The 22746-nt window shown below is 56.7% G+C and carries 21 protein-coding genes; all 21 read left to right on the plus strand.

Translation table 11 applies throughout. From position 1 onward, the window contains the following. Nucleotides 1-6: 6 nt before the first annotated feature. On the plus strand, nucleotides 7-753 hold the full coding sequence (locus tag J2I46_RS25275) for an SDR family NAD(P)-dependent oxidoreductase (protein WP_207331872.1): 747 nt from the start codon (nucleotides 7-9) through the stop codon (nucleotides 751-753). Nucleotides 754-854: 101 nt separating this feature from the next. Next, nucleotides 855-1832, plus strand: a complete 978-nt coding sequence (locus tag J2I46_RS25280; RefSeq protein ID WP_207331873.1) for a fumarylacetoacetate hydrolase family protein — start codon at nucleotides 855-857, stop codon at nucleotides 1830-1832. Beyond that, complete coding sequence (locus J2I46_RS25285; protein WP_207331874.1) at nucleotides 1829-2119, plus strand: antibiotic biosynthesis monooxygenase family protein; 291 nt, start codon at nucleotides 1829-1831, stop codon at nucleotides 2117-2119. Before J2I46_RS25280 ends, J2I46_RS25285 begins: the two co-directional genes overlap by 4 nt. Nucleotides 2120-2132: 13 nt before the next feature. After that, on the plus strand, nucleotides 2133-2891 hold the full coding sequence (locus tag J2I46_RS25290; RefSeq protein WP_207331875.1) for a cyclase family protein: 759 nt from the start codon (nucleotides 2133-2135) through the stop codon (nucleotides 2889-2891). A 214-nt stretch (nucleotides 2892-3105) separates the two neighbouring features. Then, nucleotides 3106-4239 carry an FAD-dependent monooxygenase gene (locus tag J2I46_RS25295; RefSeq protein ID WP_207331876.1) on the plus strand — a complete coding sequence of 378 codons (1134 nt, stop codon included), beginning with the start codon at nucleotides 3106-3108 and terminating at the stop codon, nucleotides 4237-4239. 112 nt (nucleotides 4240-4351) lie between these two features. Continuing rightward, complete coding sequence (locus tag J2I46_RS25300) at nucleotides 4352-5536, plus strand: 4-hydroxybenzoate 3-monooxygenase (RefSeq protein WP_207331877.1); 1185 nt, start codon at nucleotides 4352-4354, stop codon at nucleotides 5534-5536. Nucleotides 5537-5614: 78 nt separating this feature from the next. Next, on the plus strand, nucleotides 5615-6160 hold the full coding sequence (locus J2I46_RS25305; RefSeq protein ID WP_207331878.1) for a DUF3237 domain-containing protein: 546 nt from the start codon (nucleotides 5615-5617) through the stop codon (nucleotides 6158-6160). Between the two features lie 7 nt (nucleotides 6161-6167). Beyond that, nucleotides 6168-7502 carry a spinster family MFS transporter gene (locus J2I46_RS25310; protein ID WP_207331879.1) on the plus strand — a complete coding sequence of 445 codons (1335 nt, stop codon included), beginning with the start codon at nucleotides 6168-6170 and terminating at the stop codon, nucleotides 7500-7502. Further along, nucleotides 7499-8266, plus strand: a complete 768-nt coding sequence (locus tag J2I46_RS25315) for a crotonase/enoyl-CoA hydratase family protein (RefSeq protein WP_207331880.1) — start codon at nucleotides 7499-7501, stop codon at nucleotides 8264-8266. The genes J2I46_RS25310 and J2I46_RS25315 overlap by 4 nt, the downstream gene beginning before the upstream one ends. Further along, complete coding sequence (locus tag J2I46_RS25320; protein ID WP_229379943.1) at nucleotides 8263-10068, plus strand: feruloyl-CoA synthase; 1806 nt, start codon at nucleotides 8263-8265, stop codon at nucleotides 10066-10068. Before J2I46_RS25315 ends, J2I46_RS25320 begins: the two co-directional genes overlap by 4 nt. Before the next feature lie 278 nt (nucleotides 10069-10346). Beyond that, nucleotides 10347-11453 (plus strand): 5-methyltetrahydropteroyltriglutamate--homocysteine S-methyltransferase, encoded by a 1107-nt coding sequence (locus tag J2I46_RS25325; RefSeq protein ID WP_207331881.1) that lies wholly within the window; start codon nucleotides 10347-10349, stop codon nucleotides 11451-11453. After that, nucleotides 11450-12577 (plus strand): alpha/beta hydrolase family protein, encoded by a 1128-nt coding sequence (locus J2I46_RS25330; protein WP_207331882.1) that lies wholly within the window; start codon nucleotides 11450-11452, stop codon nucleotides 12575-12577. Before J2I46_RS25325 ends, J2I46_RS25330 begins: the two co-directional genes overlap by 4 nt. Before the next feature lie 7 nt (nucleotides 12578-12584). Beyond that, nucleotides 12585-13451 carry an amidohydrolase family protein gene (locus tag J2I46_RS25335; protein ID WP_207331883.1) on the plus strand — a complete coding sequence of 289 codons (867 nt, stop codon included), beginning with the start codon at nucleotides 12585-12587 and terminating at the stop codon, nucleotides 13449-13451. A gap of 37 nt (nucleotides 13452-13488) precedes the next feature. After that, complete coding sequence (gene pcaDC, locus J2I46_RS25340; protein ID WP_207331884.1) at nucleotides 13489-14637, plus strand: bifunctional 3-oxoadipate enol-lactonase/4-carboxymuconolactone decarboxylase PcaDC; 1149 nt, start codon at nucleotides 13489-13491, stop codon at nucleotides 14635-14637. A 116-nt stretch (nucleotides 14638-14753) separates the two neighbouring features. Continuing rightward, the gene (gene pcaH / locus J2I46_RS25345) at nucleotides 14754-15440 is read left to right on the plus strand and encodes a protocatechuate 3,4-dioxygenase subunit beta (protein WP_207331885.1); all 687 of its coding nucleotides are present in this window, start codon (nucleotides 14754-14756) and stop codon (nucleotides 15438-15440) included. Next, nucleotides 15440-16084, plus strand: a complete 645-nt coding sequence (gene pcaG, locus J2I46_RS25350; RefSeq protein ID WP_207331886.1) for a protocatechuate 3,4-dioxygenase subunit alpha — start codon at nucleotides 15440-15442, stop codon at nucleotides 16082-16084. Before pcaH ends, pcaG begins: the two co-directional genes overlap by 1 nt. A 172-nt stretch (nucleotides 16085-16256) precedes the next feature. Beyond that, nucleotides 16257-17297 (plus strand): lyase family protein, encoded by a 1041-nt coding sequence (locus J2I46_RS25355; RefSeq protein WP_207331887.1) that lies wholly within the window; start codon nucleotides 16257-16259, stop codon nucleotides 17295-17297. Nucleotides 17298-17664: 367 nt separating this feature from the next. After that, nucleotides 17665-18876 carry a 3-oxoadipyl-CoA thiolase gene (gene pcaF / locus J2I46_RS25360; protein ID WP_207331888.1) on the plus strand — a complete coding sequence of 404 codons (1212 nt, stop codon included), beginning with the start codon at nucleotides 17665-17667 and terminating at the stop codon, nucleotides 18874-18876. Between the two features lie 108 nt (nucleotides 18877-18984). Further along, the gene (locus tag J2I46_RS25365; protein WP_207331889.1) at nucleotides 18985-20331 is read left to right on the plus strand and encodes a 3-oxoacid CoA-transferase; all 1347 of its coding nucleotides are present in this window, start codon (nucleotides 18985-18987) and stop codon (nucleotides 20329-20331) included. A 231-nt stretch (nucleotides 20332-20562) separates the two neighbouring features. Beyond that, the gene (locus J2I46_RS25370) at nucleotides 20563-21591 is read left to right on the plus strand and encodes a WD40/YVTN/BNR-like repeat-containing protein (RefSeq protein ID WP_207331890.1); all 1029 of its coding nucleotides are present in this window, start codon (nucleotides 20563-20565) and stop codon (nucleotides 21589-21591) included. A 292-nt stretch (nucleotides 21592-21883) separates the two neighbouring features. Beyond that, complete coding sequence (locus J2I46_RS25375) at nucleotides 21884-22717, plus strand: Rpn family recombination-promoting nuclease/putative transposase (RefSeq protein WP_207331891.1); 834 nt, start codon at nucleotides 21884-21886, stop codon at nucleotides 22715-22717. Nucleotides 22718-22746 lie beyond the last annotated feature (29 nt).

Raw genomic sequence — 22746 nt, forward strand, 5'->3', positions numbered from 1 at the left:
CCGGAAATGATCGCACTACAAAACAAAATAGCGCTTGTTACGGGCGGGGCGGGCGGCATTGGTTCGGCCATTTGCCGGGCATTAGCCGAAGTGGGCGCATCGGTTGTGATTACGTATAACAGTGACGCCGAAAAAGCCCGGCGGCTGGTCGAAACGCTTCCCGGCCACGGACACGCCATCGTTCATGCCCCGGTACATGACCCGGAGCGGGTAGCCGCGCTGGGTACGTACCTGACCGATACCTACGGTCGGCTGGATATCCTGGTCAACAATGCGGGGATCACCACGCCCGTACCGCACGACGATCTGGACGGACTCAGCGATGAGTGGATCGACCAGATTTTTCAGACCAACTGGCGGGGTGCGTTTGCGATGATCAGGGCCTGTAAACCCTTGTTGTTGGCTAGCGGGAACGGACTCATCGTCAATATATCGTCGGTGGCGGGGCAAACGGGCATCGGTAGTAATGTGGCCTATTGCGCCTCCAAAGCAGCGATGGATTCCATGACCCGCTCACTGGCCCGGTCGCTGGCCCCCCTGATCCGCGTCGTTTCGGTATCGCCGGGCTGGGTCATGGGCGACTACGCCAGCCGTTTTGATCCATCCTATTTAGAGAAACATGTAAACGCAACGCCCCTTGGCCGACTAGCCACGCCCAATGATGTAGCGAATGCAATTCTGGCACTAACCACCACGCTCACCTTCACCACCGGCAGCATCATTCCAGTAGACGGTGGACGAACACTAAACTGATTGGGGATTTGGGATATCGGATTTGGGATTTGCTGCGCTTAGTACAGTTCCGAATCCAGGCAGAGCAAATCCCAAATCCGCAATCCCAAATCCGAAATCCTATGAAGCTTGTAACCTTTCTAACTCCTACCCAACAACCCCGCGCGGGCTGGCTGACGGCCGACGGCGATTCGTCGCCCGGCGTGGTTGACATGCACGCGATCAGTGGCGGGCAGTTGCCGGCAGATATGCTGTCATTCATCGACGACCACGAACGCTACCGGGCGCTGATCCGGGAAAACAACTGGGAAACGGCCAGGGTAACGTACCTGACTAGCGAGATCAAGCTGCTGGCGCCGCTGCCCAACCCGCGCAGCTTCCGCGATTACATTGGGTTTGAGATGCACATGCTCAATGCGTCGCGATCGTTTGGGCATACCATTGGACCAGCCTGGTACGAAATGCCTATTTTCTATTTCACCAACCATCAGGCTATCTACGGACCCGGCGACGATATAAAGCGACCGGCCAAAGAAACCAGGCTGGATATTGAGCTGGAAATAGCCTGTATCATTGGCAAAAAGGGCAGCGACATCAAAGCCGGGGAGGCCCGTCCCTACATTTTTGGCTACACCATTTTCAACGACTGGACAGCGCGGGCCATTCAACGGCGTGAGATGGAAGTGCCATTGGGGCCGCACAAAGGCAAAGATTTTGCCAATGCCATTGGCCCCTGCATTGTCACAGCCGACGAAATGGACGCCTACCGATACACCATCACCGAAGCCGATTTCGCCGACCCCCTACGCTTCCCGCCCGGCCCCACCGACCGGCTAGACCTGACAATGCAAACCCGTATCAACGGCGTAACGGTCTGCGAAGGCAATTACAAAACGGCCTTCTACAATTTCGAGCAGATGATCGAGCGGGCCTCGGAAAACGGCGTGAACCTCATGCCCGGCGACATATTGGGCTCTGGCACAGTGGGTTGGGGTAGCTTGATCGAAAACAACTTCAGCGTTCACCGCCCTCTCGAACCGGGCGATGTGGTGGAACTGGAAATCGAGGGAATTGGCACGTTGACAAACACCGTCGTATGATTCTGGAACACGCCCTTATCACCGTTCAGGCCGGCCGGGAGGCCCAGTTTGAAGCCGAGTTTCCGAAAGCGAAAGCCATCATCAGCCAGGCCAATGGGTTTGTTGACCTTCAGCTTCGCCGGGGTATCGAGTCGCCCGGAACGTACCTGCTGCTGATTCATTGGCAAACGCTGGAAGACCATACCGTCAGCTTCCGGCAGTCGGAACTATTCACGCAGTGGCGCGCCATCATAGGGCCGTTTTTCGCCAGTCCACCCGTCGTTGATCATTTTTCACCCCTGACCTAAACTTCGAAACCAAATGAAAATCATTGACTTATCCGTCACGATCTCGCCGGAGATCAAGGAGCCGCTGCAGACCAAAATAGACTACGAAGACCACAAGGAAGGCGCGAAGAAAATGGGCTCGAAGCTCTTCGGCGGTGCGTCGGCCGATGTGTTCCTCGAGGGCAACGGCCCCGCCGGTGAGTTCCTGTACCTGACGGGCCATGCCGGTACGCACATCGACGCTCCCTGGCATTACTTTCCTACCTGCGAAGGCAAACCGTCGCGTACCATCGAAGAACTACCGCTCGACTGGTTTTTCCACGACGGCGTAGTGCTCGATTTTACCGACAAACCCGACGGCTACTGCTTCTCGTCCGACGACCTGAAGGAGAGGTTGGCCGCTATCAACTACACGCTCAAACCCTTCGATATTGTCCTGATCCGCTGCGACGCCGACAAGCGCCTGCACGATGACGATTTCGTGAAAATCCACGTCGGTGCCTCGGCCGAAGCCACGCACTGGCTGATCGATCAGGGCATCAAGGTGATGGGGACAGATGGCTGGGGCTGGGACATCCCGCTGCATATTCAAGCCGAAGACTATTTCAGCAACCCCCGCCCAGGCGTGATCTGGGCTGCCCATTACGTCGGTCGCGAGAAAGAATACTGCCAGATCGAGAAGCTGGCGAACCTTGATCAATTACCACCCTTCGGCTTTAAAGTGAGCTGTTTCCCGGCCAAGATCAAAGGCGGCAGTGCCGGCTGGTGCCGTGCCGTAGCCATTTTTGATTGAGGATCGGTCCGCCGATGCGGTCGGATTGGGGATTTATTGCTTCGCGCTCTAGGCCCTTCGACAGGCTTAGGGTGACACAACACATCCAGCATGTGCATGACCAACTTGAGTGGGATTGTCACCCTGAGCCTGTCGAAGGGCCTAGAGCGCGAAGCAATAAATCCCCAATCCAAGATCCCCAATCCCAAATCAGACATCCTAAATCCCCAATCCTATGTCTTCTATTAAAAAAGCCCTCGTTGTGGGAGGCGGAATCGGCGGCTTATCGGCTGGTGTTGCCTTGCGACAGGCGGGCGTCGAGGTTGACCTGATCGAGCTTCACCCCACCTTTAATGTGTACGGCGTAGGCATCATCCAGCCATCTAATGCCCTACGTGCCCTTGATTCACTTGGCTTGGCCGACCGCTGCATGGAACGCGGATCGCCCTATGGTCCGGTGAAAATGTGCGCGGCCAATGGGTTCAAATTTGCGGAGACGGGCACCCCACCCATGGGTCGACTACCCGTTCATAACGGCATCTCGCGCCGGATTTTGCACGATGTGCTGCACGAAGGAGCGATAGCCAATCAGGTGAAGATCCGGATGGACGTCACCGTCTCGGCAATCGATAACGGCCCTGATGCGGCAACAGTAACGTTTAGCGATGGCAGCACCGGAGTATATAATCTCGTTGTCGGCTCCGATGGCGTGTATTCACAGGTACGTGGTCTGGTGCTGGGCGATTACAAGCCCCGCTACACCGGGCAGTCGGTCTGGCGGTATGCCTTTCCCCGGGCGGCTGATCTGGACACGGGCTACATCTTTTTCGGAAAGAAAACCAAAGTGGGACTGATCCCGATGACCGCCGACCGCATGTACATGTTCGTGGTATCGGCCGAGGGCAACGATCCAAAGATCCCCGAAGCAGAACTGGTGCCCCGTTTGAAGGCTCTTGTTGCCGACTATGAAGCCCCCATGGTACGCGCCGTTGTCGATCAGATCACCGATCCCAAAGGCGTGATTTACCGGCCGCTCGAAACGCTGTTGCTACCCGCGCCCTGGTACAACAACCGGGTATTGCTCATCGGTGATGCCGTTCATGCGACCATCCCGCAACTGGGGCAGGGAGCCGGACTGGCTATTGAAGACGCCGTGGTGCTGGGCGAACTGGTACAGTCGGGCGATCCATTGCCTACCATCCTGGAGAACTTCATGAATCGTCGGTTTAGTCGCTGCAAGATGGTGGTCGATGCCTCGAATACGCTGGGCGAATGGGAGCAGCTGGAGTGGCAGGGCCAGTTACCCGAAGGAGCTAACATGGGTGCACTGATGGGCAAAACGCTCGGTGCCATGGGTGCTCCGATCTAAGCATGCTGATCAGACGTTCCCTATAAACCTGCTGTGGGCCTAAGCCAAAGCAACTTCCCACGCAAAGCAGTACTATTCAAAAGCATCCACCTTTTCGAAGTAAACTCATACAATGACTGCTCAGAATACGCAGGTTGGTATTATCGGGGCTGGTCCTGCCGGACTAACCCTCGCGCTGTTACTTAAATGCCGGGGCATTGATTCGGTCATTCTCGAAAACCGGGATCGGCCCTATGTCGAATCGCGCGTTCGGGCGGGACTGCTAGAGCAAAATACTGTCGATCTGTTTCGGGAACTGGGCGTTGCCGACCGGCTGGACCGCGAGGGGCTCGAACACCATGGCGTGTACCTGAGCTTTAACGGAGTGCGTAACCGGGTTCCCTTTACCGAACTGACCGGCGGGCGTTGCATCACCATCTACGGGCAACAGGAGGTGGTGAAAGACCTGATCAGGGCTAACCTCGATCAGGGAACACTCATCCACTTTGAAGCGACCGCCACCCGTATTGACGGCCTGGAAACCGATTCGCCCATGATTCACTACGAACAAAATGGCGAAGCACATACGCTGACCTGTGATTTTGTAGCGGGTTGCGATGGTTACCACGGCATTGCCCGCAAACACCTGCCCGAAGGGAGTTATAACGAGTTTCGAATTGAATACCCATTTAGCTGGCTCGGTATTCTGGCCCATGCCAAACCATCGTCCAACGAACTGATCTATGCTTACCACGAACGTGGTTTTGCCCTGCACAGCCTCCGCTCCGAAACAGTCAGCCGGCTATATATTCAGGTCGCCAACGATGACCATATCGACAACTGGACCGACGAGCAAATCTGGGATGAACTCGAACTCCGGCTGGGCGACAATAACGGGTTCCGGCTGAACCGGGGCGAGATCTTCGAAAAAGGAATTACGCCCATGCGCAGCTTTATGATCGACAGCATGCAGTACGGACGCCTGTTCCTGGCGGGCGACGCCGCCCATATTGTGCCGCCTACGGGAGGAAAAGGCCTGAACCTGGCCGTTGCCGACGTAAAAATCATGGCCGGGGCCTTGACAGACTACTACGAAACGGGACAGACGACCCGGCTGGCGGCTTACACCAGCGATTGTCTGCGCCGGATCTGGCGGGTGCAGGACTTCTCTAATACCATGACGTACCTGTTTCATAAGCAGGCGAAACACGGTTCGTTCGAGAATCAGCTTCAGCAGGCCAAATTCGATTACATCAGTCGGTCGACGGCCATGGCAACCACGATTGCCGAAAATTATGTGGGGCTAAAAGACGTGTAGAACAATCCGGTCGAGTAGGTATTTGTACAGCCTTTCAGCCTTACTGTTTTGTCTTTTTACGCTTAAATGCCAGGACTTATGTCAACATCCTTCCTCCGATTTTCACTCAAGCCATTTATCGTTCTGTTGCTGTTGCTTCCGCTCCGGTTACTGGCGCAGGATGCCCCCGCAGCCCCGGAGCTGGAATTTGTCTGCGAACTAACCGTGAACATTGCACCAGCACTGACTGTCGGCGAGACCCCGCACGGTACCCGCCGGATTATCCCGATCACGGGCGGTACGTTTAGCGGACCTAACCTGAAAGGCACAATCATTAATGGCGGGGCCGATTGGCAACTAGTTCGTAAAGACGGCACCGCCGAACTCAATGCCCTGTACACGCTACAGACAGACGACGGCACTCTGATTTATGTCAATAACAAAGGCGTTCGGGTTGCCACGCCCGAAGTTGCTGCCCGCATTGCCCGCGGTGAATCGGTCAGCCCATCGGAGTATTATTTCCGGGCGATACCCACCTTTGAAACGCCACCCGGCAAGTATGAGTGGTTGACGAAATCCCTGTTCGTCTCGAAAGGCATCCGCAAGCCCGACGGGGTCATCATTCAAGTCTGGAAAGTACGCTAGTCCGCTCATGCAACCTACAACCTCCCTCCGCTACGGCTGGTATGCTGTCTTTATCCTGACGCTGGCCAACATCTCGTCGTTCATCGATCGGCAGATTTTGAGCCTCCTGGTGAAGCCCATCAAACGGGATCTGCTGCTCAGCGATACCGAAATGAGCCTGTTGATGGGCCTGAGCTTTGCCATTTTCTACACCCTCTTCGGCGTGCTGATTGGGCGACTGGCCGACAAATACAGCCGCCGGAACATCATCATCGCTGGCATTACCATCTGGAGCCTCATGACGACGCTCTGCGGTGGGGTTCGGTCGTATGTCCAGTTCTTTATGGTCCGGATGGGCGTGGGTGTGGGGGAGGCCACCCTGTCGCCCTCGGCCTATTCCATCATTGCCGATTACTTCCCGAAAAACCGGCTGGCTACGGCGCTGAGCGTTTTTTCGCTGGGGGTGTTTCTAGGGTCGGGGCTGGCTATGCTCATCGGGTCGGGCATTGTAGCTAAACTCCCAACGGAGGGGAAGGTGATGGTACCGGTATTGGGCGCTATTTTTCCTTGGCAGCTGATCTTCCTCTACATCGGTTTGCCCGGTCTGGTGATCATGGGTCTTCTGTTTACCATCCGCGAACCGGCCCGTACCAACACCCTCCAAAAAGCGGGTGCCGTGGTCGATCTGTCGCTGCGTGAGGCGCTGGTTATCATTTTCAAACACCGGACCGCGTACCTCCTCATCTGCTTTGCCACGGCTTTTGGGGCGTTGGTCAATTACGGCTGTAACGCCTGGATTCCCACCTTCGTGGCACGTACCTACGGCTGGGAAGTGCCCCGCGCCGGTGCCTTTTACGGACTGGTGCTGGTGGCCTCGTCGGTATCGGGTGTGCTGTTCGGCGGATGGTATGCTGACCGGCTGGTAAAACGGGGCGTGGTCGACGGTCGCCTGCGGGTGGGTCTGCTGGGCGGCATTGGCTGCCTGGTGGCGGCTGGCCTGCCGCTGTTGCCCCGCGCCAAATGGGCCTTGCTGGCGGTTTTCGTACCCAGCTTTGCGCTGGCTGCCCCGTTTGGCGCTGCCACAGCCGCTATTCAGGAGATCATGCCGAATCAGGTGCGGGCGCTGGCCTCGTCGATCTTCCTGTTTATTCTGAACCTCATCGGTATTGGCCTGGGCCCCACGTCGGTAGCCCTGTTTACCGACTATATCTTTCACGACGAACAGGCCATTCGGTACTCGCTGGTGCTGCTGTTCGCTATTGGTGGGGTGTGCACGATGCTACTCACGTACCTGGCTCTCAAACCGTACAGACAGGCTATCCTCAGTCAGCAGACCACACCCGCAACGCAACCAATTCTATGACACCTCTCTTACACGTTGAACAACGGAATACGATACTGCTCGTCAAACTCAACCGACCCGATAAGCGCAACGCCCTCAACGATGAGTTGATTCTGGGCCTGGAAGCCGTTTTTTCGACCATACCCGATGGTGTTCGGTGTGCAGTGATCTACGGCGAAGGTTCCCATTTCAGCGCTGGCCTCGACCTTTCGGCGCTCACTGAACGCGATGCCGTGCAGGGGCTGCACCATTCGCGGATGTGGCACCGGGCCCTGGACCGTATTCAGTTCGGAACGGTGCCGGTCATCGCCGTGCTGCATGGGGCCTGCGTAGGTGGTGGTCTCGAACTGGCTGCTGCCTGCCACATCCGCGTAGCCGAAAACAGCACCTTCTACGCCCTACCCGAAGGTCAGCGGGGCATCTTTGTGGGTGGTGGCGCGTCGGTGCGGGTACCTAAACTCATCGGACTGGCCCGCATGACCGACATGATGCTGACCGGGCGCGTGTACCAGGCCGAAGAAGGTGAACGGATCGGACTGGCGCAATACCGGGTCGAAGAGGGGCTGGGGCTGGAAAAAGCCCTGGAACTGGCCGGGAAAGTGGCAGGCAACGCGGGCATGACCAACTACGCGCTGATGCACATTCTGCCCCGGATTGTCGATGCCCCGCAGGAACAGGGACTACTGATGGAGTCACTCACGGCCGCCATTGCCCAGGATGCCCCCGAAGCCAAAGCGCGGTTACGGGATTTTCTGGCCGGTAAAGCCAAAAAAGTAGGGGAATGAGCATGGTACAGACCAACATCTTCGGCCCCGCCACTACCCGAAAAACTGTCCGTCCGGATGGCGCTATTCTGCTACAGGCCGAGCAACCGTTAGGATGTTGCCCTGAGAAACTAACGGAAAAACTGGCATACTGGGCCAGACACACGCCCGTTGCGCTGTTCATAGCGCGCCGGAACCCTGCGCAAGCGGGTGACTGGCAAACACTCACTTACGCCGATACGCTGCGGATTGTGGAAGGTATCGCTCAATACCTGCTCGACCAGCAGTTCGGCGAGGGGGAAACAATCGCTATTCTGTCGGAAAACAGCCTTGAGCATGCGTTGCTGGCCCTGGCGGCTATGCACGTGGGCATTCCCTACGCGCCCATTTCGCCCCCGTATTCGCTGTTGTCCGACGATATGGGGAAGCTCCGGCATACGTTGCGGGTGCTGACGCCGAAACTCATTTTTGCCCAGAATGGCCAGCCGTATGCCCGTGCGCTGGCAGTAGCGCGCGAACTGTTCCCCGAAGCCCGAATCGTATCGGTCGAGAACCCGGTTGATGTTCATTTCGACAAACTACTCGCCACCCAGCCGACCGAAGTGGTTGCCGAGGCTCACGCTCGCATAACGGCCGACAGCGTGGCTAAGATTCTGTTCACGTCAGGCTCAACGGGTATGCCGAAAGGGGTGATCAACACGCAGCGGATGTGGTGTACCAACCTGCAACAGATCACGCAGGCGTTTCCGGGTCTGGCCGTAACTCCTCCTGTGTTTGTGGACTGGCTACCCTGGAATCATACCTTTGGTGGAAACCACAACATGGGTCTGACGCTCTACAACGGAGGCACGCTCTATATCGACGAGGGAAAACCAACGCCCAGCGGCATCGAAGCCACCGCGCAGAACCTCCGCGAGATTTCGCCAACGGCCTATTTCAACGTACCCAAGGGCTTCGAAATGCTGGTGCCCTACCTGGAAAAGGAACCCGAGCTACGGGCCACTTTCTTCAAAAACCTGCAATTTTTCTTTTACGCCGGGGCTAGTCTGGCCCAGCCGATCTGGAATCGGCTCGAAGCACTGGCGCTGGAAACAACCGGGCGCGTTATCCCCATTATCACCGGGCTAGGCTGTACGGAATCGGGCCCATCGGCCTTGTTTGCCAACTGGCCGGGTAGTTTTTCAGGCCTGCTGGGCCTGCCCGTAGCAGGCATGAACGTGAAACTAGTACCCGACGGTACTAAGCTGGAAATTCGCTTCAAAGCCCCCAACGTCACCCCCGGCTACTGGCGTAACCCCGAGGCTACCCACAACGCGTTTGACGAAGAAGGCTACTATAAAACGGGCGATGCCGTACGGTTTCTGGACGAGTCCGATCATAACCGGGGCCTGGTCTTCGATGGGCGGATTGCCGAAGACTTCAAACTGTCGACAGGCACCTGGGTCAATGTGGGCGTGCTGAAAGCGACCGTGCTGCGCGAAGGATCGCCCATTGTGCAGGACGTTGTACTGGCGGGTTTAGACAAGGAGTTTGTGAGCGCCATTCTCTTTCTAAATCCATACGCCTGCCGAACGCTCGCTAACCTGCCCGACGACGTACCTAACCATGACGCATTCACGCACCCGACCGTGCAGCAGTATGTCGACCAGTTGGTCGAACGGCTGGGCCAACACGCCACGGGTAGTGCCAACCGCGTCGCCAAAGCCATCGTCGCGCTCGAACCGCCTTCCATCGATCTGGGCGAGATTACTGACAAAGGCTCGCTGAACCAACGGGCCGTCCTCCAGCACCGGGCGGGGTTGGTTGATCGGTTGTATGGGTGAGTGGTTGGCTGGGTGGCTGGTTAATTGGTTGATTAGTTAACTGGTTAACTGGCTCGTTTTCAAATGTTACTAATAGAATGTGCTTCGCTGAATAGAAATAATTGAACCTAAATAATGGGTAGTGTTGCTTGTAACTACTTGATCAGTAATGGATTGCTTTCGCGCTGTGGGTTGCTGTCGCCTAGTCGAAGGGCCAGGCGACAGCAACCTACAGCGCGAAAGCAATCCGTCATAAACCACTCTTTCACTAATTCGCCCTTTCACTCTTAAAAACACCTATGACTCCTCCCTTCAGAGCCGACCACGTTGGTAGTTTATTACGGACGCCAGCCGTTAAAGAAAATCGCCTTCGCTGGAAAAAAGGCGACATCACCGCCGACGAACTTCGGGCTATCGAAGACGCCGGTATTGCCGAAACCGTTAAGAAACTGGAAGCGACCGGCATGAAATCCATCACCGACGGTGAGTTCCGGCGCGATTATTTTCACCTCGATTTCCTGAAAGAACTGGCCGGGGTGACCGTCACGGGCGGCATCGAAGCGAACCCAAACGCCAAAGCCGCCGAAGACGGGTTTACCCCGCCCAAGCTCAGCGTAACGGGTAAGCTCAGCCACCAACACGACATTCAGGTGGCCGACTTCAACTTCCTGAAATCGGTGGTGACGCAAACGCCCAAAGTTTCGATTCCGTCGCCGACGATGGTGCATTTCCGGGGTGGCCGCAAAGCCATCGACATTAATTCGTACCCCGACATGGACGAGTTCTTCCATGACCTCGCCCGCGCGTACCGGCAGGAAATCGATCACCTGTACAAGGCCGGACTCCGTTACCTCCAGCTCGACGATACGAACCTCGCTTACCTCTGCGACCCTAAAATGCGGGCTGCCGCCGTTGAGCGGGGCGAAGATCCCAACGAACTGCCACGTACCTACGCCGCCCTGATCAACTCGGTCATCGACGGTCGGCCCGACGATCTGACGGTTGGTATCCACCTATGCCGGGGTAATTACCGCAGCACCTGGTTCGCCGAAGGGGGCTACGAGCCAGTGGCCGAAATTCTGTTCAACTCCATCAACGTGGATGCCTACTTCCTGGAATACGATGACGAACGCAGCGGTGATTTCGCGCCCCTACGCTTCGTGCCCGACAATAAAATGGTGGTACTGGGCATCATTTCCTCGAAAGTGCGCGAGTTGGAAAACATAGACGACCTGGCCAAACGGATCGACGAAGCCGCCCGGTATATGCCGCTCGATAACATGTGCGTCAGTCCACAATGCGGGTTTTCGAGCACGCACCACGGCAATGACCTCACCGAAGACGATCAGTGGCGCAAGATGGAACTGGTGGTCAACACGGCCATAAAAGTCTGGGGAGAAGCATGAAAGTATACGGTCTAACGCTTATTCTGTTCCTCGTGTCGGCGGGCCTGTTCGCCCAATCCGGAATCGCGAAAATAGATTCCGGTACCATTCAGGGCGCACGCTACCGGGTTCTGTTTCCCGACAACTGGAACCGGAAGCTGGTGATGTATGCCCACGGCTACGAGTTTATGGGCGCACGTCCGCTGCAAAGCCAGAGCCCCGAGTTTCTGACCCGGATGAAGCCGTTTCTTGAACGTGGTTTTGCGGTGGCCGCCTCCGACTACGTCTATCAGGGGTTTGCCTTGCCGCAGGGTGTCGACGATACCGAAGCCCTGCGCAGGTACGTCGTCGGCAAATATGGTAAGCCCGACTCCGTGTTCGTGGTGGGGCATTCGATGGGTGGGGGCGTTGCGCTGGCGACCCTCGAAAATTTCGGGACGAATTACCAGGGAGGCCTGCCGCTCTGCCCGCTGTCGAGCCGGCCGTATTTGCAGTGCCGCAAAGAGTTTGACATGTACGCCACCTTCAATGGCCTGTTTCCGGGCGTTGCCAAGTCCCTTGCCCATATTTTTGATCTGTCGAAACCGTATCAGGCGCAGGATGCCCGCCAGATGGTGGCCCGCGCCATGGAGATCAAACGAGCGATTTTGACCAAAGACTCGGTGCTGGCGGTCGCCTTCGCCAAACGGTTTGATCTGAAACTTGATGACCTGCCGTTCTCGCTGTTTTTCAACGAGAACGTCCTGCGCGATATCGCCCAGAAAGCCCACGGTAACCCTTTCGATAATACCAACACAGTCTACAGCGGATTTCCAGACAACCTGATCGTTAACCAGAAAGCGGAACGACTCGCGGCTACGGTTAGTCCGGATGGGCTATTCAAGAAGTATGACCGCACGGGCAACATCAGTAAGCCGGTGGTGCTCATACACACGATTTACGATCAGCTGATTCCGCCGACCTACGGCGTTGTCAATATCGAGAACATGGTGCACCAGCAGGGGAAAGACGCGCTCTTTACGGTGAAGTACACCAGCGGGCAGGGACACTGTGCGTTCAGCCCGGAGCAAACTGGAAAGGCTTTCGACGCCCTGCGCTCCTGGGTGAAAACGGGCGTGAAAGCCAAAGCCGGGTTTATCGACTAAGAAAACTATGATCGACATTCAGAAAATCGTTGCCATCGACGTGCACACCCACGCCGAGGTTTCCTGCCAGCAACCGCACGACGACTATCGGCCGGAGTTCGATGCCGCTTTCGCGAAGTATTTCAAGTCAGACAAGCGCCCCACCATTCAGGAGACGGCCGACTATTACCGTGAGCGAAACATGGCCTTCGTGATGTTCACCGTGGATTCGGAACACCAGACCGGCCGTCGGCGCATTCCGAACGAAGAGGTGGCCGAAGGAGCCGCCAGGAACCCCGACGTCATGATCGCGTTCGCCAGCATCGACCCGCACAAAGGGCGGATGGGTGCGCGCGAAGCCCGGCGGCTGATCGAGGAGTTTGGTGTGAAGGGCTTTAAATTTCACCCGACCGTGCAGGGATTTTACCCCAACGACCGCATGGCCTATCCGCTCTACGACGTCATTGCCGAGTACAAGCTGCCTATGCTGTTCCACTCGGGTCATTCGGGCTTTGGCTCGGGCGTGCGGGGCGGTGGCGGTCTGCGGCTGGAATACTCGAACCCCATGCACCTCGACGACGTGGCCATCGACTACCCCGATTCGCCCATCATCATTGCGCACCCGTCGTGGCCCTGGCAGGACGAAGCCCTCTCGGTGGCCATGCACAAGCCCAACGTGTACATTGATCTGAGTGGCTGGTCGCCAAAGTATTTTCCACCTCAACTGGTGCAATACGCCAACACCCAGCTCAAACACCGCGTCCTGTTCGGCACTGATTTCCCGCTGATCACGCCTGAACGATGGCTAAGCGATTTCGAAGTGGCCGGGTTTAAGGATGAAGTGAAGCCATTGATTATGAAGGAGAACGCTATCAAAATGCTCGGCCTGCGCTAACCACGATTTTCCGCGATTGACTTACCACGTACCTGCTATGCCATTTCTTTCTGTCAACGGTCATACACTGCATTACCAGCACCAGCAGGGTGCGGGCAGCCGAACGTTTGTGTTCGCCAACTCACTCGGCACCGATCTCCGTATCTGGGACGATGTGGTGGAACTATTGAAGCCGCACGGCTCTATGCTGCGGTTCGACAAACCGGGGCACGGCCTGTCTGAAGTGCCCCAAACACCCTTGACGATCAGCGATTACGTGGCCGATGTCATTGCCCTGCTCGACGCGCTTCAGATCGGTCAATGCATATTCGTGGGCTTGTCGATCGGTGGTGTGATCGGCCAGCGGCTGGCCCTGACATACCCCGACCGCATTGGGAAACTGGTATTGAGCAACACGGGACCTAAAATCGGTACGGCTGACAGCTGGAATGACCGTATTCAGACGGTTCAACAGCAGGGGCTGTCGGCCATTGCCGATGGGGTGATGCAGCGGTGGTTTCCGACCGCCTTTCGGGAGGCGAACCCAACTCAGGTGGCCGCATACAAACGAATGCTTGAGCAGACATCACCGGCTGGGTACGTTGCTGCCTGCGGCGCTGTTCGTGACGAAGACCTGACGGGCCAGATTGCGAAGATCAACGTACCTACGCTGTGCCTTGGTGGTACCGATGACCTGGCCACGCCGCCCGATCTGGTTCAGGCCATGGCCAGCGCCATTCCCGACGCCCGCTACGAACTCATCGACGGGGCCGGGCACATTCCCTGTGTGCAGATGCCCGATAGGGTGGCGCAGTTGATTCTCCAGTTTATTCATGAAACGCCTGAACAGAGCTTGTATGAACAGGGCATGAAAACCCGCCGGGCAGTACTGGGCGATGCGCACGTCGACCGGGCCGAAGCTGCCAAAACAGACTTCGACGCCGATTTTCAACAATACATTACTGAAACGGCCTGGGGCAGCATCTGGTCGCGCCCCGGCCTGACCAAACGTGAACGGAGCCTGATCACCATTGCGCTCCTGGCCACGCTGGGGCACGACGATGAACTGGCGATGCACCTCCGCGCCACCCGAAATACCGGAGCCAGCCCCGACGACGTAAAAGAGACCCTGCTCCACACAGCCATCTACGCCGGTGTACCCGTCACTAACGGAGCCATGAAAATTGCCAAAGCCGTTTTTAAATAAAAAGATTGGGGATTTGGGATTGTTGCTGACGCCAGCGTAAACCCAAGCGAAGCCTACGCTGGCGTCAGCAACAATCCCAAATCCCCAATCCGAAATCCCCAATCCGACATCCTCTTATGAACTCTATCAATTTCGACGTACATCCACCGCACTTATCGCCCGAGTACAAATCGACGATCTTTCGTAGTCCGACGAAGCCGCTGATGATCGTTCGGGAGCATCTGCAAGACCTTCGTATGCCCGTGTTCGGTGAATCCGTACTGGGTAAATTCGATAACGACCTGACCAAAAATGCCCGCGTCAATGGGGAACCCATCGGCGAGCGCATCAAAGTGGCGGGACGTGTGATGGACGATACCGGTCGGCCGTTATCTAATGTGCTGGTCGAAATCTGGCAGGCCAATTCGGCGGGCCGGTACATTCACAAAGCCGAGATCCACGACGCCCCGCTCGACCCGAATTTTCTGGGCAGTGGTCGTGTGCTGACCGACAGCGAAGGACGCTATGCGTTTTATACTATCAAGCCGGGGGCCTATCCCTGGGGCAACCATTACAACGCCTGGCGACCCAACCATATCCATTTTTCGGTGCTGGGCCATCAGTTCGATCAGCGCTTGGTGACGCAGATGTACTTCCCCGGCGATCCGCTGTTTGCCTATGACCCGATCTTCCAGTCGACGCCCGTTCACGCCCGCGAGTTACTGATTGCCCGGTTCAGCATGGACTGGACCGAGCCGGAATTCGCCCTTGCCTATGAATTCAATATCGTGCTGAACGGCCGCTACCAAACCCCCTTTGAGTAATGGAACGTCTCCGTCAAACGCCCTCGCAAACGGTCGGTCCTTTCTTCGCCTACAGCCTGACCGCCGTTCAGTACGGCTATGCCTACGACAGCATCGCCAACCACACGCTCATTGGTCCTGATACGCCGGGCGAGCGGATCTTCATCACCGGCCGCATCCTCGACGGACAGGGAAACCCCGTGCCCGACGCCATTATCGAAATCTGGCAGGCCGATTCGGAAGGGAACTACCGAACCGCACCCATCAGCGCTGCCGATCACGATAGCCACGAGTTTATTGGCTTTGGCCGCCTTGGAACGGGCACGCAACCCGGTGCCGTATTCCGGTTCGACACCATAAAGCCGGGCCGCGTCCGGTCGGGCCGCGTTCGGTCGGGCCGCGTTCGGTCGGGTTCCGTAACGCCTGGTGCTGCCCCGCACATCAACATCACCCTGTTTATGCGTGGGTCGCTGCGGGCCTTGTACACCCGACTCTACTTCGCCGACGAAGCCGCCGCCAACGAACAGGATTCGTTACTAGCCATGATTCCTACTGACCGACGAACTACCTTGATCGCCACCGCCGTTCAATCAGCAGCCGGACCGGGTTACCACCTCGATATTCATTTACAAGGCGATCAGGAAACCGTATTTTTCGATCTGTGAAGTTGGGTGAGCGCGCTTGCTTTGCGTTATAGGTTTTGTGTTGGTGTGTTGCTTACGCCGGTCCCTTCGACTAAGCGTAAGCAACATTCTCCGAAAGCCATTTCGGCTAAACCATCAATCGGTAAGCAACCCACAAATCCCCAATCCGAAATCCCACATCCGAAATCCCTCTATGTTTTCAACGTACCTGGCTGATCCCGACATCCTCCGGCATTGCGGGCCGGAAGCGATCATTCGCAACATGCTGGCGTTTGAGGGCGCGTTGGCAACGGTGCAGGGGCAACTGGGCATCATTCCGTCCGCCGCCGCCTCGACCATTGCCGACACAGTGACCCGCCTGACCATCACGCCGGAATCGCTGACGGCGGGAACCCTGCAAAACGGCGTGCCAACGCTACCCTTGCTGGCACAGGTTCGCGAAGCTTTGCCTGAATCGGTTAGGGGCGAGTTGCATGTGGGGGCGACGTCGCAGGACGTGCTGGATACGGCGCAGGTGCTGGCCATCAGGTCGGTGATGCCGGTGCTGGCTGATCGGATCAACGAGGTACTGGCGAGTCTGAACCAGTTGACCCTCCACTACGGGAACGTACCCATGATGGGCCGGACACGTACCCAACAGGCTCAGCCGATCACCTTTGGCCAGAAAGTACTGAGCTGGCGAAATCCCCTTGTCCGGCATCTGGAACGGCTCGATCAATTGAAGCCGCGTGTGCTGGTGGTGCAGTTGGGTGGAGCCGTCGGAAATCTGGCGGCGTTTGGTGAGAAAGGAGAGGCCGTAGCCCGTGCATTGGCTGCCGAACTGAATCTGAATTACGCCACGCCCTGGCATACGGAGCGCGACGGGCTGGCGGAGTTCACCAACTGGCTGGCGCTGCTGACCGGTACGCTGGGCAAGCTGGGGCAGGATATCCTGCTGATGGGGCAGACCGAAGTAGGCGAAGTGGTGGAGAACGTGAACGGCGGAGGTAAATCCAGCGCGATGCCGCATAAAAACAACCCCGTGCTGAGTGAGGCGCTGGTGATGCTGGCCCGCCAGAATGCGCAGTTCGCAGCCATACAACTGCAAAGTATGGTGCATGGTAATGAACGCGACGCCACCGCCTGGATGCTGGAATGGGACAACCTGCCCCGCATGATGAGCAACGCAGGTACGTCGCTCCGCCACGCCCTGAGCATTACCCAGACAATGGGCGTAAAGGGATTTCGAACATAGGATTTCGGATTTTTAAAAAATTGATAATCAGGTGAATATGAAAAAGCTATTATAGGCAGGGTGATTTTAATTATTGACAGTTAGCGTATTGCTTTCGCCCGTACAGCTTCGCGAGCTAGGCTCTTCGACAGGCTCAGGGTGACACCGGGGTGGCGTCCCACTCCCACCCAAGTTCGTTATTCACATTCTTGAGTTTCCTGTCACCCTGAGCGGAGTCGAAGGGCTACGCGAAAGCAACCTACAGAACGAAGCCAATCAACGCGAAGCAACAGTCTCCGAAAGTCATTTCGGCTAAACCATCAATCGGTTAGCGACCCACAAATCCGATATCCGAAATCCCCAATCCGAAATCCAATATCCGACATCCATGAACGCATATATCATTGACGGCGTACGAACGCCCATTGGCAACTTCGGCGGATCGCTGGCTACCACCCGCGCCGACGATATGGCCGCTATGGTCATCAAAGCGCTTGTCGAGAAAAACCCCACCATTCCCCCCGACGCCTACGCTGATGTGATACTGGGCTGCGCCAATCAGGCGGGCGACGATAACCGGAACGTGGCGCGCATGGCGCTACTGCTGGCCGGACTGCCTTATACCGTTCCTGGCGAAACCGTCAATCGGCTTTGTGCGTCGGGTATGTCGGCGGTGGTACAGGCGGGGCGGGCTATTCAGGCGGGCGACGGCGAGGTGTTGATTGCGGGGGGCGTCGAAAACATGACGCGCGGCCCCTGGGTCATCTCCAAAACGTCGAAACCGTTTGGTAACGACGCCGAAATGGCCGACAGCAGTTTCGGCTGGCGGTTCATCAACCCCCGCATGCGCGACCTGTACGGCGTCGATGCGATGGGCGTAACGGCTGAAAACCTAGCCGAGATATACCAGATCAGCCGCGCCGATCAAGATCAGTTTGCCTACTGGTCGCAGCAGAAAGCGGCCGCTGCCCGGCAGGCGGGTCGGTTCGCAAGGGAGATCGTCGGCGTAGCTATTCCACAGAAAAAAGGTGACCCGCTTCTGTTCGACACGGATGAGTTTATCAAGCCAGCGACAACGCCCGACGGCCTGGCCAAGCTCAAAACGGCGTTTAAAAAAGCAGACGCAGGCGGAACCGTCACGGCGGGTAATGCCTCGGGCCTGAATGATGGCGCGGCGGCGGTGCTGATGGCGTCCGAAACAGCCGTTTCCCGCTATGGCCTGACCCCATTGGCCCGCATCGTCAGCTCGGCCGTGGTGGGAGTAGAGCCGCGCATTATGGGTATTGGCCCCGTTGGCGCTTCGCAACAGGCATTGGCCAAAGCCGGACTAACGCTGGATCAGATGGACGTGATCGAACTCAACGAAGCCTTTGCCGCCCAGAGTCTGGCCTGCACCCGCCTGCTCGGTCTGGCCGATAATGACCCGCGCATCAATCCCAACGGCGGTGCCATCGCCCTTGGCCACCCGCTGGGTATGTCGGGTGCTCGCATCCTCCATTCGGCCGCGCTGGAGTTACAGCTTCAGCAGAAACAATATGCTCTGGTCACCATGTGCGTCGGCGTTGGTCAGGGCTATGCGGTGGTGCTGGAAAGGGAGTAATGGAGGAAAGGTTGGAAAGGAGAAAAGGGAGAGCAAACTTCACCATTCCAACCTATTCTCCTTTATTCCCTTCCTCCTTTATTCCTTTCCAACCTTTCCTCCTTTCCTATGAAACACGTTCCCCAACTGACCGCCTCTGAGGCTGCTTCCTTTGTAAAAGACGGTGATACGCTGTTGCAGGGCGGTTTTGGCATGACGGGTAATCCCGTACACCTGATGCACGCCCTGGCCGAACTGGGCACGAAAAACCTCACGTTCGTAGGCAACAATACGGGCGAACCGGGCCTGGGTGGGGGGCGGCTGCTCCGAAACGGGCAGCTTAAAAAGATGATCGGCTCGTTCTTTACCAGCAACCCCGACGCGGTTAGGGCGGCACAGTCGGGGGCGGTGGCGTATGAACTGTTGCCCCAGGGTACACTGGCCGAAGCTATCCGGGCGGGGGGCGCGGGCATTGGCGGTTTTTATACCCCAACCGCCGTAGGTACGTTGATCGCCGACGGGCACGAAACCAAAGTGATCGACGGGGTAGAGCAGGTATTTGTGAAAGGCATTCGGGGCAACGTGGCCTTCATTCGGGCGTGGCGGGCCGATACCGCTGGCAACCTGACCTACCGCATGACCGAGCAGAATTTCAACAAAGCCATGGCCACCGCCGCCGATCTGGTCATTGCTGAGGTAGAAGAGATCGTGCCCGTTGGGTCCATTGCCCCCGAACACATTCACACGCCCGGCTGCTACGTCGATTATCTGGTGCAGGCCACCCTCACGCCCGACGACCTGGGCATGTCGGTGTCGGTGTCGGCGGGCAAGAAGGTCGACGATGCCCGGATGAACATGGCGAAACGGGCCCTGGCCGAGCTGCAACCCGGCAACGTGGTCAATCTGGGTATCGGCATTCCGACCCTGGTGGCCGACCTGATCACGCCCGAACACGGGATCATGCTCCATACCGAAAATGGGATGCTGGGCGTTGGCCCAGCGCCTACCGATGGGGGCGGGGCCATGCACTACCCCGTCAATGCGGGTAAGATTCCGGTAACAGCCATTCCCGGCAGTAGCTATTTCGATAGTGCCGATTCGTTTGGCATGATTCGCGGCAAACACATCGACGTGGCCATTATGGGCGGGCTGGAAGTAGACGAAGCTGCCAATCTGGCTAACTGGGCCGTGCCGGGCAAGCCGCTGCTGGGCGTTGGCGGCGCGATGGACCTTGCCTCGGGCGCGAAAAAGCTCATCATCACGCTCACCCACACGAACCCCGACGGGTCATCGAAACTGGTGCCGAGTTGTACGCTGCCCATCACCGCCCTGAACGCCGTTGATCTGGTCATCACCGATCTGGCCGTTTTCGCGTTCCCCGGTGGCAAGCTGACGCTCATCGAACTCATGCCCGGCACTACCCTCGACGAGGTACGCGCCAAAACCACCGCCCACTTCATCGAACGACTGGGCTAATGGGTACGTATAGAGGTATGTATTGCTTTGCGCTCTAGGTTGCTGACGCCTAGTCGAAGGGCCATGCGTCAGCAACCTAGCTCGCGAAGCCTCCTGGCAAAAGCAAATCAAACCAACCCAACCCGCTTCACCGAAACACACGCTTAAAAAGTGGCATCTTGCTTTTGCATAGATGCAGCAAGCTAGTTTTCCCGTTTGAAAATCGGCATTTTGCGGTCAACTCTGTAAACGATGAAAAACATTATCAGAAGTCTCTTCTTTCTGTGTAGTACGGTGCCTGCTCTGGCGCAATGGCAGCCGCAGTCTGTCAACACCACGGCCAGTTTTCGCTCTGTCAGCGTAGCTAGCCCCAATGTTGTCTGGATCGGTGGTACTAAAGGAACATTCGTTCACACGGCCGATGGCGGCAAAACGTGGCAGACCGGTACCATTCCTGATGCCCAGGACTGCGACTTCCGCGATGTAAAGGCCGTTGATGACCAGACGGCTTATTTCATGAGCGCCGGACTGGCGGAAAAAGGACAGGCCCGCATCTACAAAACCACCAACGGTGGCCAGTCCTGGACGCTGCTTTACCAGACACAGCAACCCGGTGTGTTTCTCGACGGTATTGACTTCTGGGACAAACAACACGGCATCGTCTTCGGTGATCCCGTCAACGGAAAGTGGTTCATCCTGACAACCGACGATGGCGGCCAAACCTGGCAACCCGTACCGCCTGATCAACTGCCGCCCATGCAGCCGAATGAAGCGGCGTTTGCGGCCAGCGGCACCAGCCTCGTCGTGCAGGGCAAGCAAAACGTCTGGATCGCGTCAGGCGGTGCTACGAACGGACGCGTATTCCGGTCCAGCGATCGGGGTCGGACGTGGGCTGTTGCCGCCACACCCTTGCCCGCCGGCGAAGCGACAGGTCTGTTCGGTATGCAGTTTTTCAGCGATAAAAATGGTATGGCGGTTGGCGGCAACTATAAACAGGAGAACCTGCCGGGGGCTAATGCCACCATTACCCGCGACGGTGGGCAAACCTGGCAACTCGTTGCCGCCACCAACCCGCCCGGCTTAAAAGAAGCCATCGCGATACTCCCCGGTGATTACCTGCTGGCCGTTGGCCCGTCGGGTACGAGTTTATCCGCCGATCAGGGCCAGACCTGGAACAAGCTCGACTTCGAAGGGTTTCATTCACTCGCCTGCGCCAAAGGCACCTGCTACGCCGTAGGCGCAAAGGGGAAAGTCAGTAAGCAGGTGTTCAAATTTAAGTAGAGTACATGAGTTCAATCAAAAAGCCGCGCTCAATACAGATTGGCGCGGCTTTTTGATGTGACCACAAATTTAACCTAACGGCCTTATTTGTTTCCGAAGCGTGCTGGAGCAAAAGCAGTAGGCTTGGCCGGTTTTGTCTCACTTCTTTCGGACGTGCTTAGACAAATCCGAAGCAACGTGCCTGATTATCACTTCTTCTGCTTGAGGCGTTCGTCGAGCACCTTGATGAAGTAGCCGCCTACCACGGAGCCTGGAAACCAACCTGATTCAGTCTTTCTAATACATTTGAGGCATGGAGACAAGCGTATACATTCCAATTATTTCAGATTACGGTTTCAAAGCCACGTTTGGCAATGAAGCCGACAGCCTTTTTCTGCGTACAGCTTTACAAGCGCTTATCAAGTCGGATACGCCTATTCGAGAGGTGCATTTTGATAAGAACGCATTTGAAGCATTGACAATTGACAGTCGGAGTGGCATTTTTGATTTGGCCTGTACGGACGAAAACGGTACGCAATTCATTGTTGAAATGCAGTTGGGGCTGGCACCTCATTTCGTTCAGCGCATGAAGTTTTATGCCCTGCACAAGTTTAACACCGTTGTAGAGAGGGGTAACTTCGACTATGCCAATCTGCCTAAGATTTATGCCATTGCTATCCTGGCGAAGAATATCCTGCCAACAACGCATTTTCACACCATTGCTAACCTCCGGAGCGAAGAAGGTGAAATCATTGACAGTCAACTGTCGTTTATAACCGTAGAACTGGCTAAATTCACCAAGCAAGTGGCTGAGATAGAGACTGATTTAGAAAAGCTTGTTTACACCATGAAAACGCTTCACACAACAGAACCGACGCAGTATCCGGCCTTCTGGAACGAAGAATGGCTACGTCGGGCTATCGAAGAGTTAGATACGCGTAAAATGACCCCTGAAGAACGGGCGTACTTTGCGCGCGTTACAGCGGCCAACGCCGAAGCGGTTAAGGCCGAAAAGCAACGCATTGATGATGTAAAGAGAGGCACGATCAGAAAGTTACTTTTACAAGGAAAGCTGACTGTCGAAGACATTGCGGATGCTAATGACGTGTCTGTTGATTTTGTGCTTGACGTTCAGCGTAAGCTATAAGTCAGGTACGTTCCTTCACCAAAAAGCCG

The sequence above is a fragment of the Fibrella forsythiae genome, assembly GCF_017353175.1.
GTDB classification, from domain to species: domain Bacteria; phylum Bacteroidota; class Bacteroidia; order Cytophagales; family Spirosomataceae; genus Fibrella; species Fibrella forsythiae.

What these genes read in the sequence shown, in the direction of transcription:
- J2I46_RS25275 (WP_207331872.1), top strand. Translation starts at nt 7, where the DNA reads ATGATCGCACTACAAAACAAAATAGCGCTTGTTACGGGCGGGGCGGGC.
- J2I46_RS25280 (WP_207331873.1), top strand. Translation starts at nt 855, where the DNA reads ATGAAGCTTGTAACCTTTCTAACTCCTACCCAACAACCCCGCGCGGGC.
- J2I46_RS25285 (WP_207331874.1), top strand. Translation starts at nt 1,829, where the DNA reads ATGATTCTGGAACACGCCCTTATCACCGTTCAGGCCGGCCGGGAGGCC.
- J2I46_RS25290 (WP_207331875.1), top strand. Translation starts at nt 2,133, where the DNA reads ATGAAAATCATTGACTTATCCGTCACGATCTCGCCGGAGATCAAGGAG.
- J2I46_RS25295 (WP_207331876.1), top strand. Translation starts at nt 3,106, where the DNA reads ATGTCTTCTATTAAAAAAGCCCTCGTTGTGGGAGGCGGAATCGGCGGC.
- J2I46_RS25300 (WP_207331877.1), top strand. Translation starts at nt 4,352, where the DNA reads ATGACTGCTCAGAATACGCAGGTTGGTATTATCGGGGCTGGTCCTGCC.
- J2I46_RS25305 (WP_207331878.1), top strand. Translation starts at nt 5,615, where the DNA reads ATGTCAACATCCTTCCTCCGATTTTCACTCAAGCCATTTATCGTTCTG.
- J2I46_RS25310 (WP_207331879.1), top strand. Translation starts at nt 6,168, where the DNA reads ATGCAACCTACAACCTCCCTCCGCTACGGCTGGTATGCTGTCTTTATC.
- J2I46_RS25315 (WP_207331880.1), top strand. Translation starts at nt 7,499, where the DNA reads ATGACACCTCTCTTACACGTTGAACAACGGAATACGATACTGCTCGTC.
- J2I46_RS25320 (WP_229379943.1), top strand. Translation starts at nt 8,263, where the DNA reads ATGAGCATGGTACAGACCAACATCTTCGGCCCCGCCACTACCCGAAAA.
- J2I46_RS25325 (WP_207331881.1), top strand. Translation starts at nt 10,347, where the DNA reads ATGACTCCTCCCTTCAGAGCCGACCACGTTGGTAGTTTATTACGGACG.
- J2I46_RS25330 (WP_207331882.1), top strand. Translation starts at nt 11,450, where the DNA reads ATGAAAGTATACGGTCTAACGCTTATTCTGTTCCTCGTGTCGGCGGGC.
- J2I46_RS25335 (WP_207331883.1), top strand. Translation starts at nt 12,585, where the DNA reads ATGATCGACATTCAGAAAATCGTTGCCATCGACGTGCACACCCACGCC.
- pcaDC (WP_207331884.1), top strand. Translation starts at nt 13,489, where the DNA reads ATGCCATTTCTTTCTGTCAACGGTCATACACTGCATTACCAGCACCAG.
- pcaH (WP_207331885.1), top strand. Translation starts at nt 14,754, where the DNA reads ATGAACTCTATCAATTTCGACGTACATCCACCGCACTTATCGCCCGAG.
- pcaG (WP_207331886.1), top strand. Translation starts at nt 15,440, where the DNA reads ATGGAACGTCTCCGTCAAACGCCCTCGCAAACGGTCGGTCCTTTCTTC.
- J2I46_RS25355 (WP_207331887.1), top strand. Translation starts at nt 16,257, where the DNA reads ATGTTTTCAACGTACCTGGCTGATCCCGACATCCTCCGGCATTGCGGG.
- pcaF (WP_207331888.1), top strand. Translation starts at nt 17,665, where the DNA reads ATGAACGCATATATCATTGACGGCGTACGAACGCCCATTGGCAACTTC.
- J2I46_RS25365 (WP_207331889.1), top strand. Translation starts at nt 18,985, where the DNA reads ATGAAACACGTTCCCCAACTGACCGCCTCTGAGGCTGCTTCCTTTGTA.
- J2I46_RS25370 (WP_207331890.1), top strand. Translation starts at nt 20,563, where the DNA reads ATGAAAAACATTATCAGAAGTCTCTTCTTTCTGTGTAGTACGGTGCCT.
- J2I46_RS25375 (WP_207331891.1), top strand. Translation starts at nt 21,884, where the DNA reads ATGGAGACAAGCGTATACATTCCAATTATTTCAGATTACGGTTTCAAA.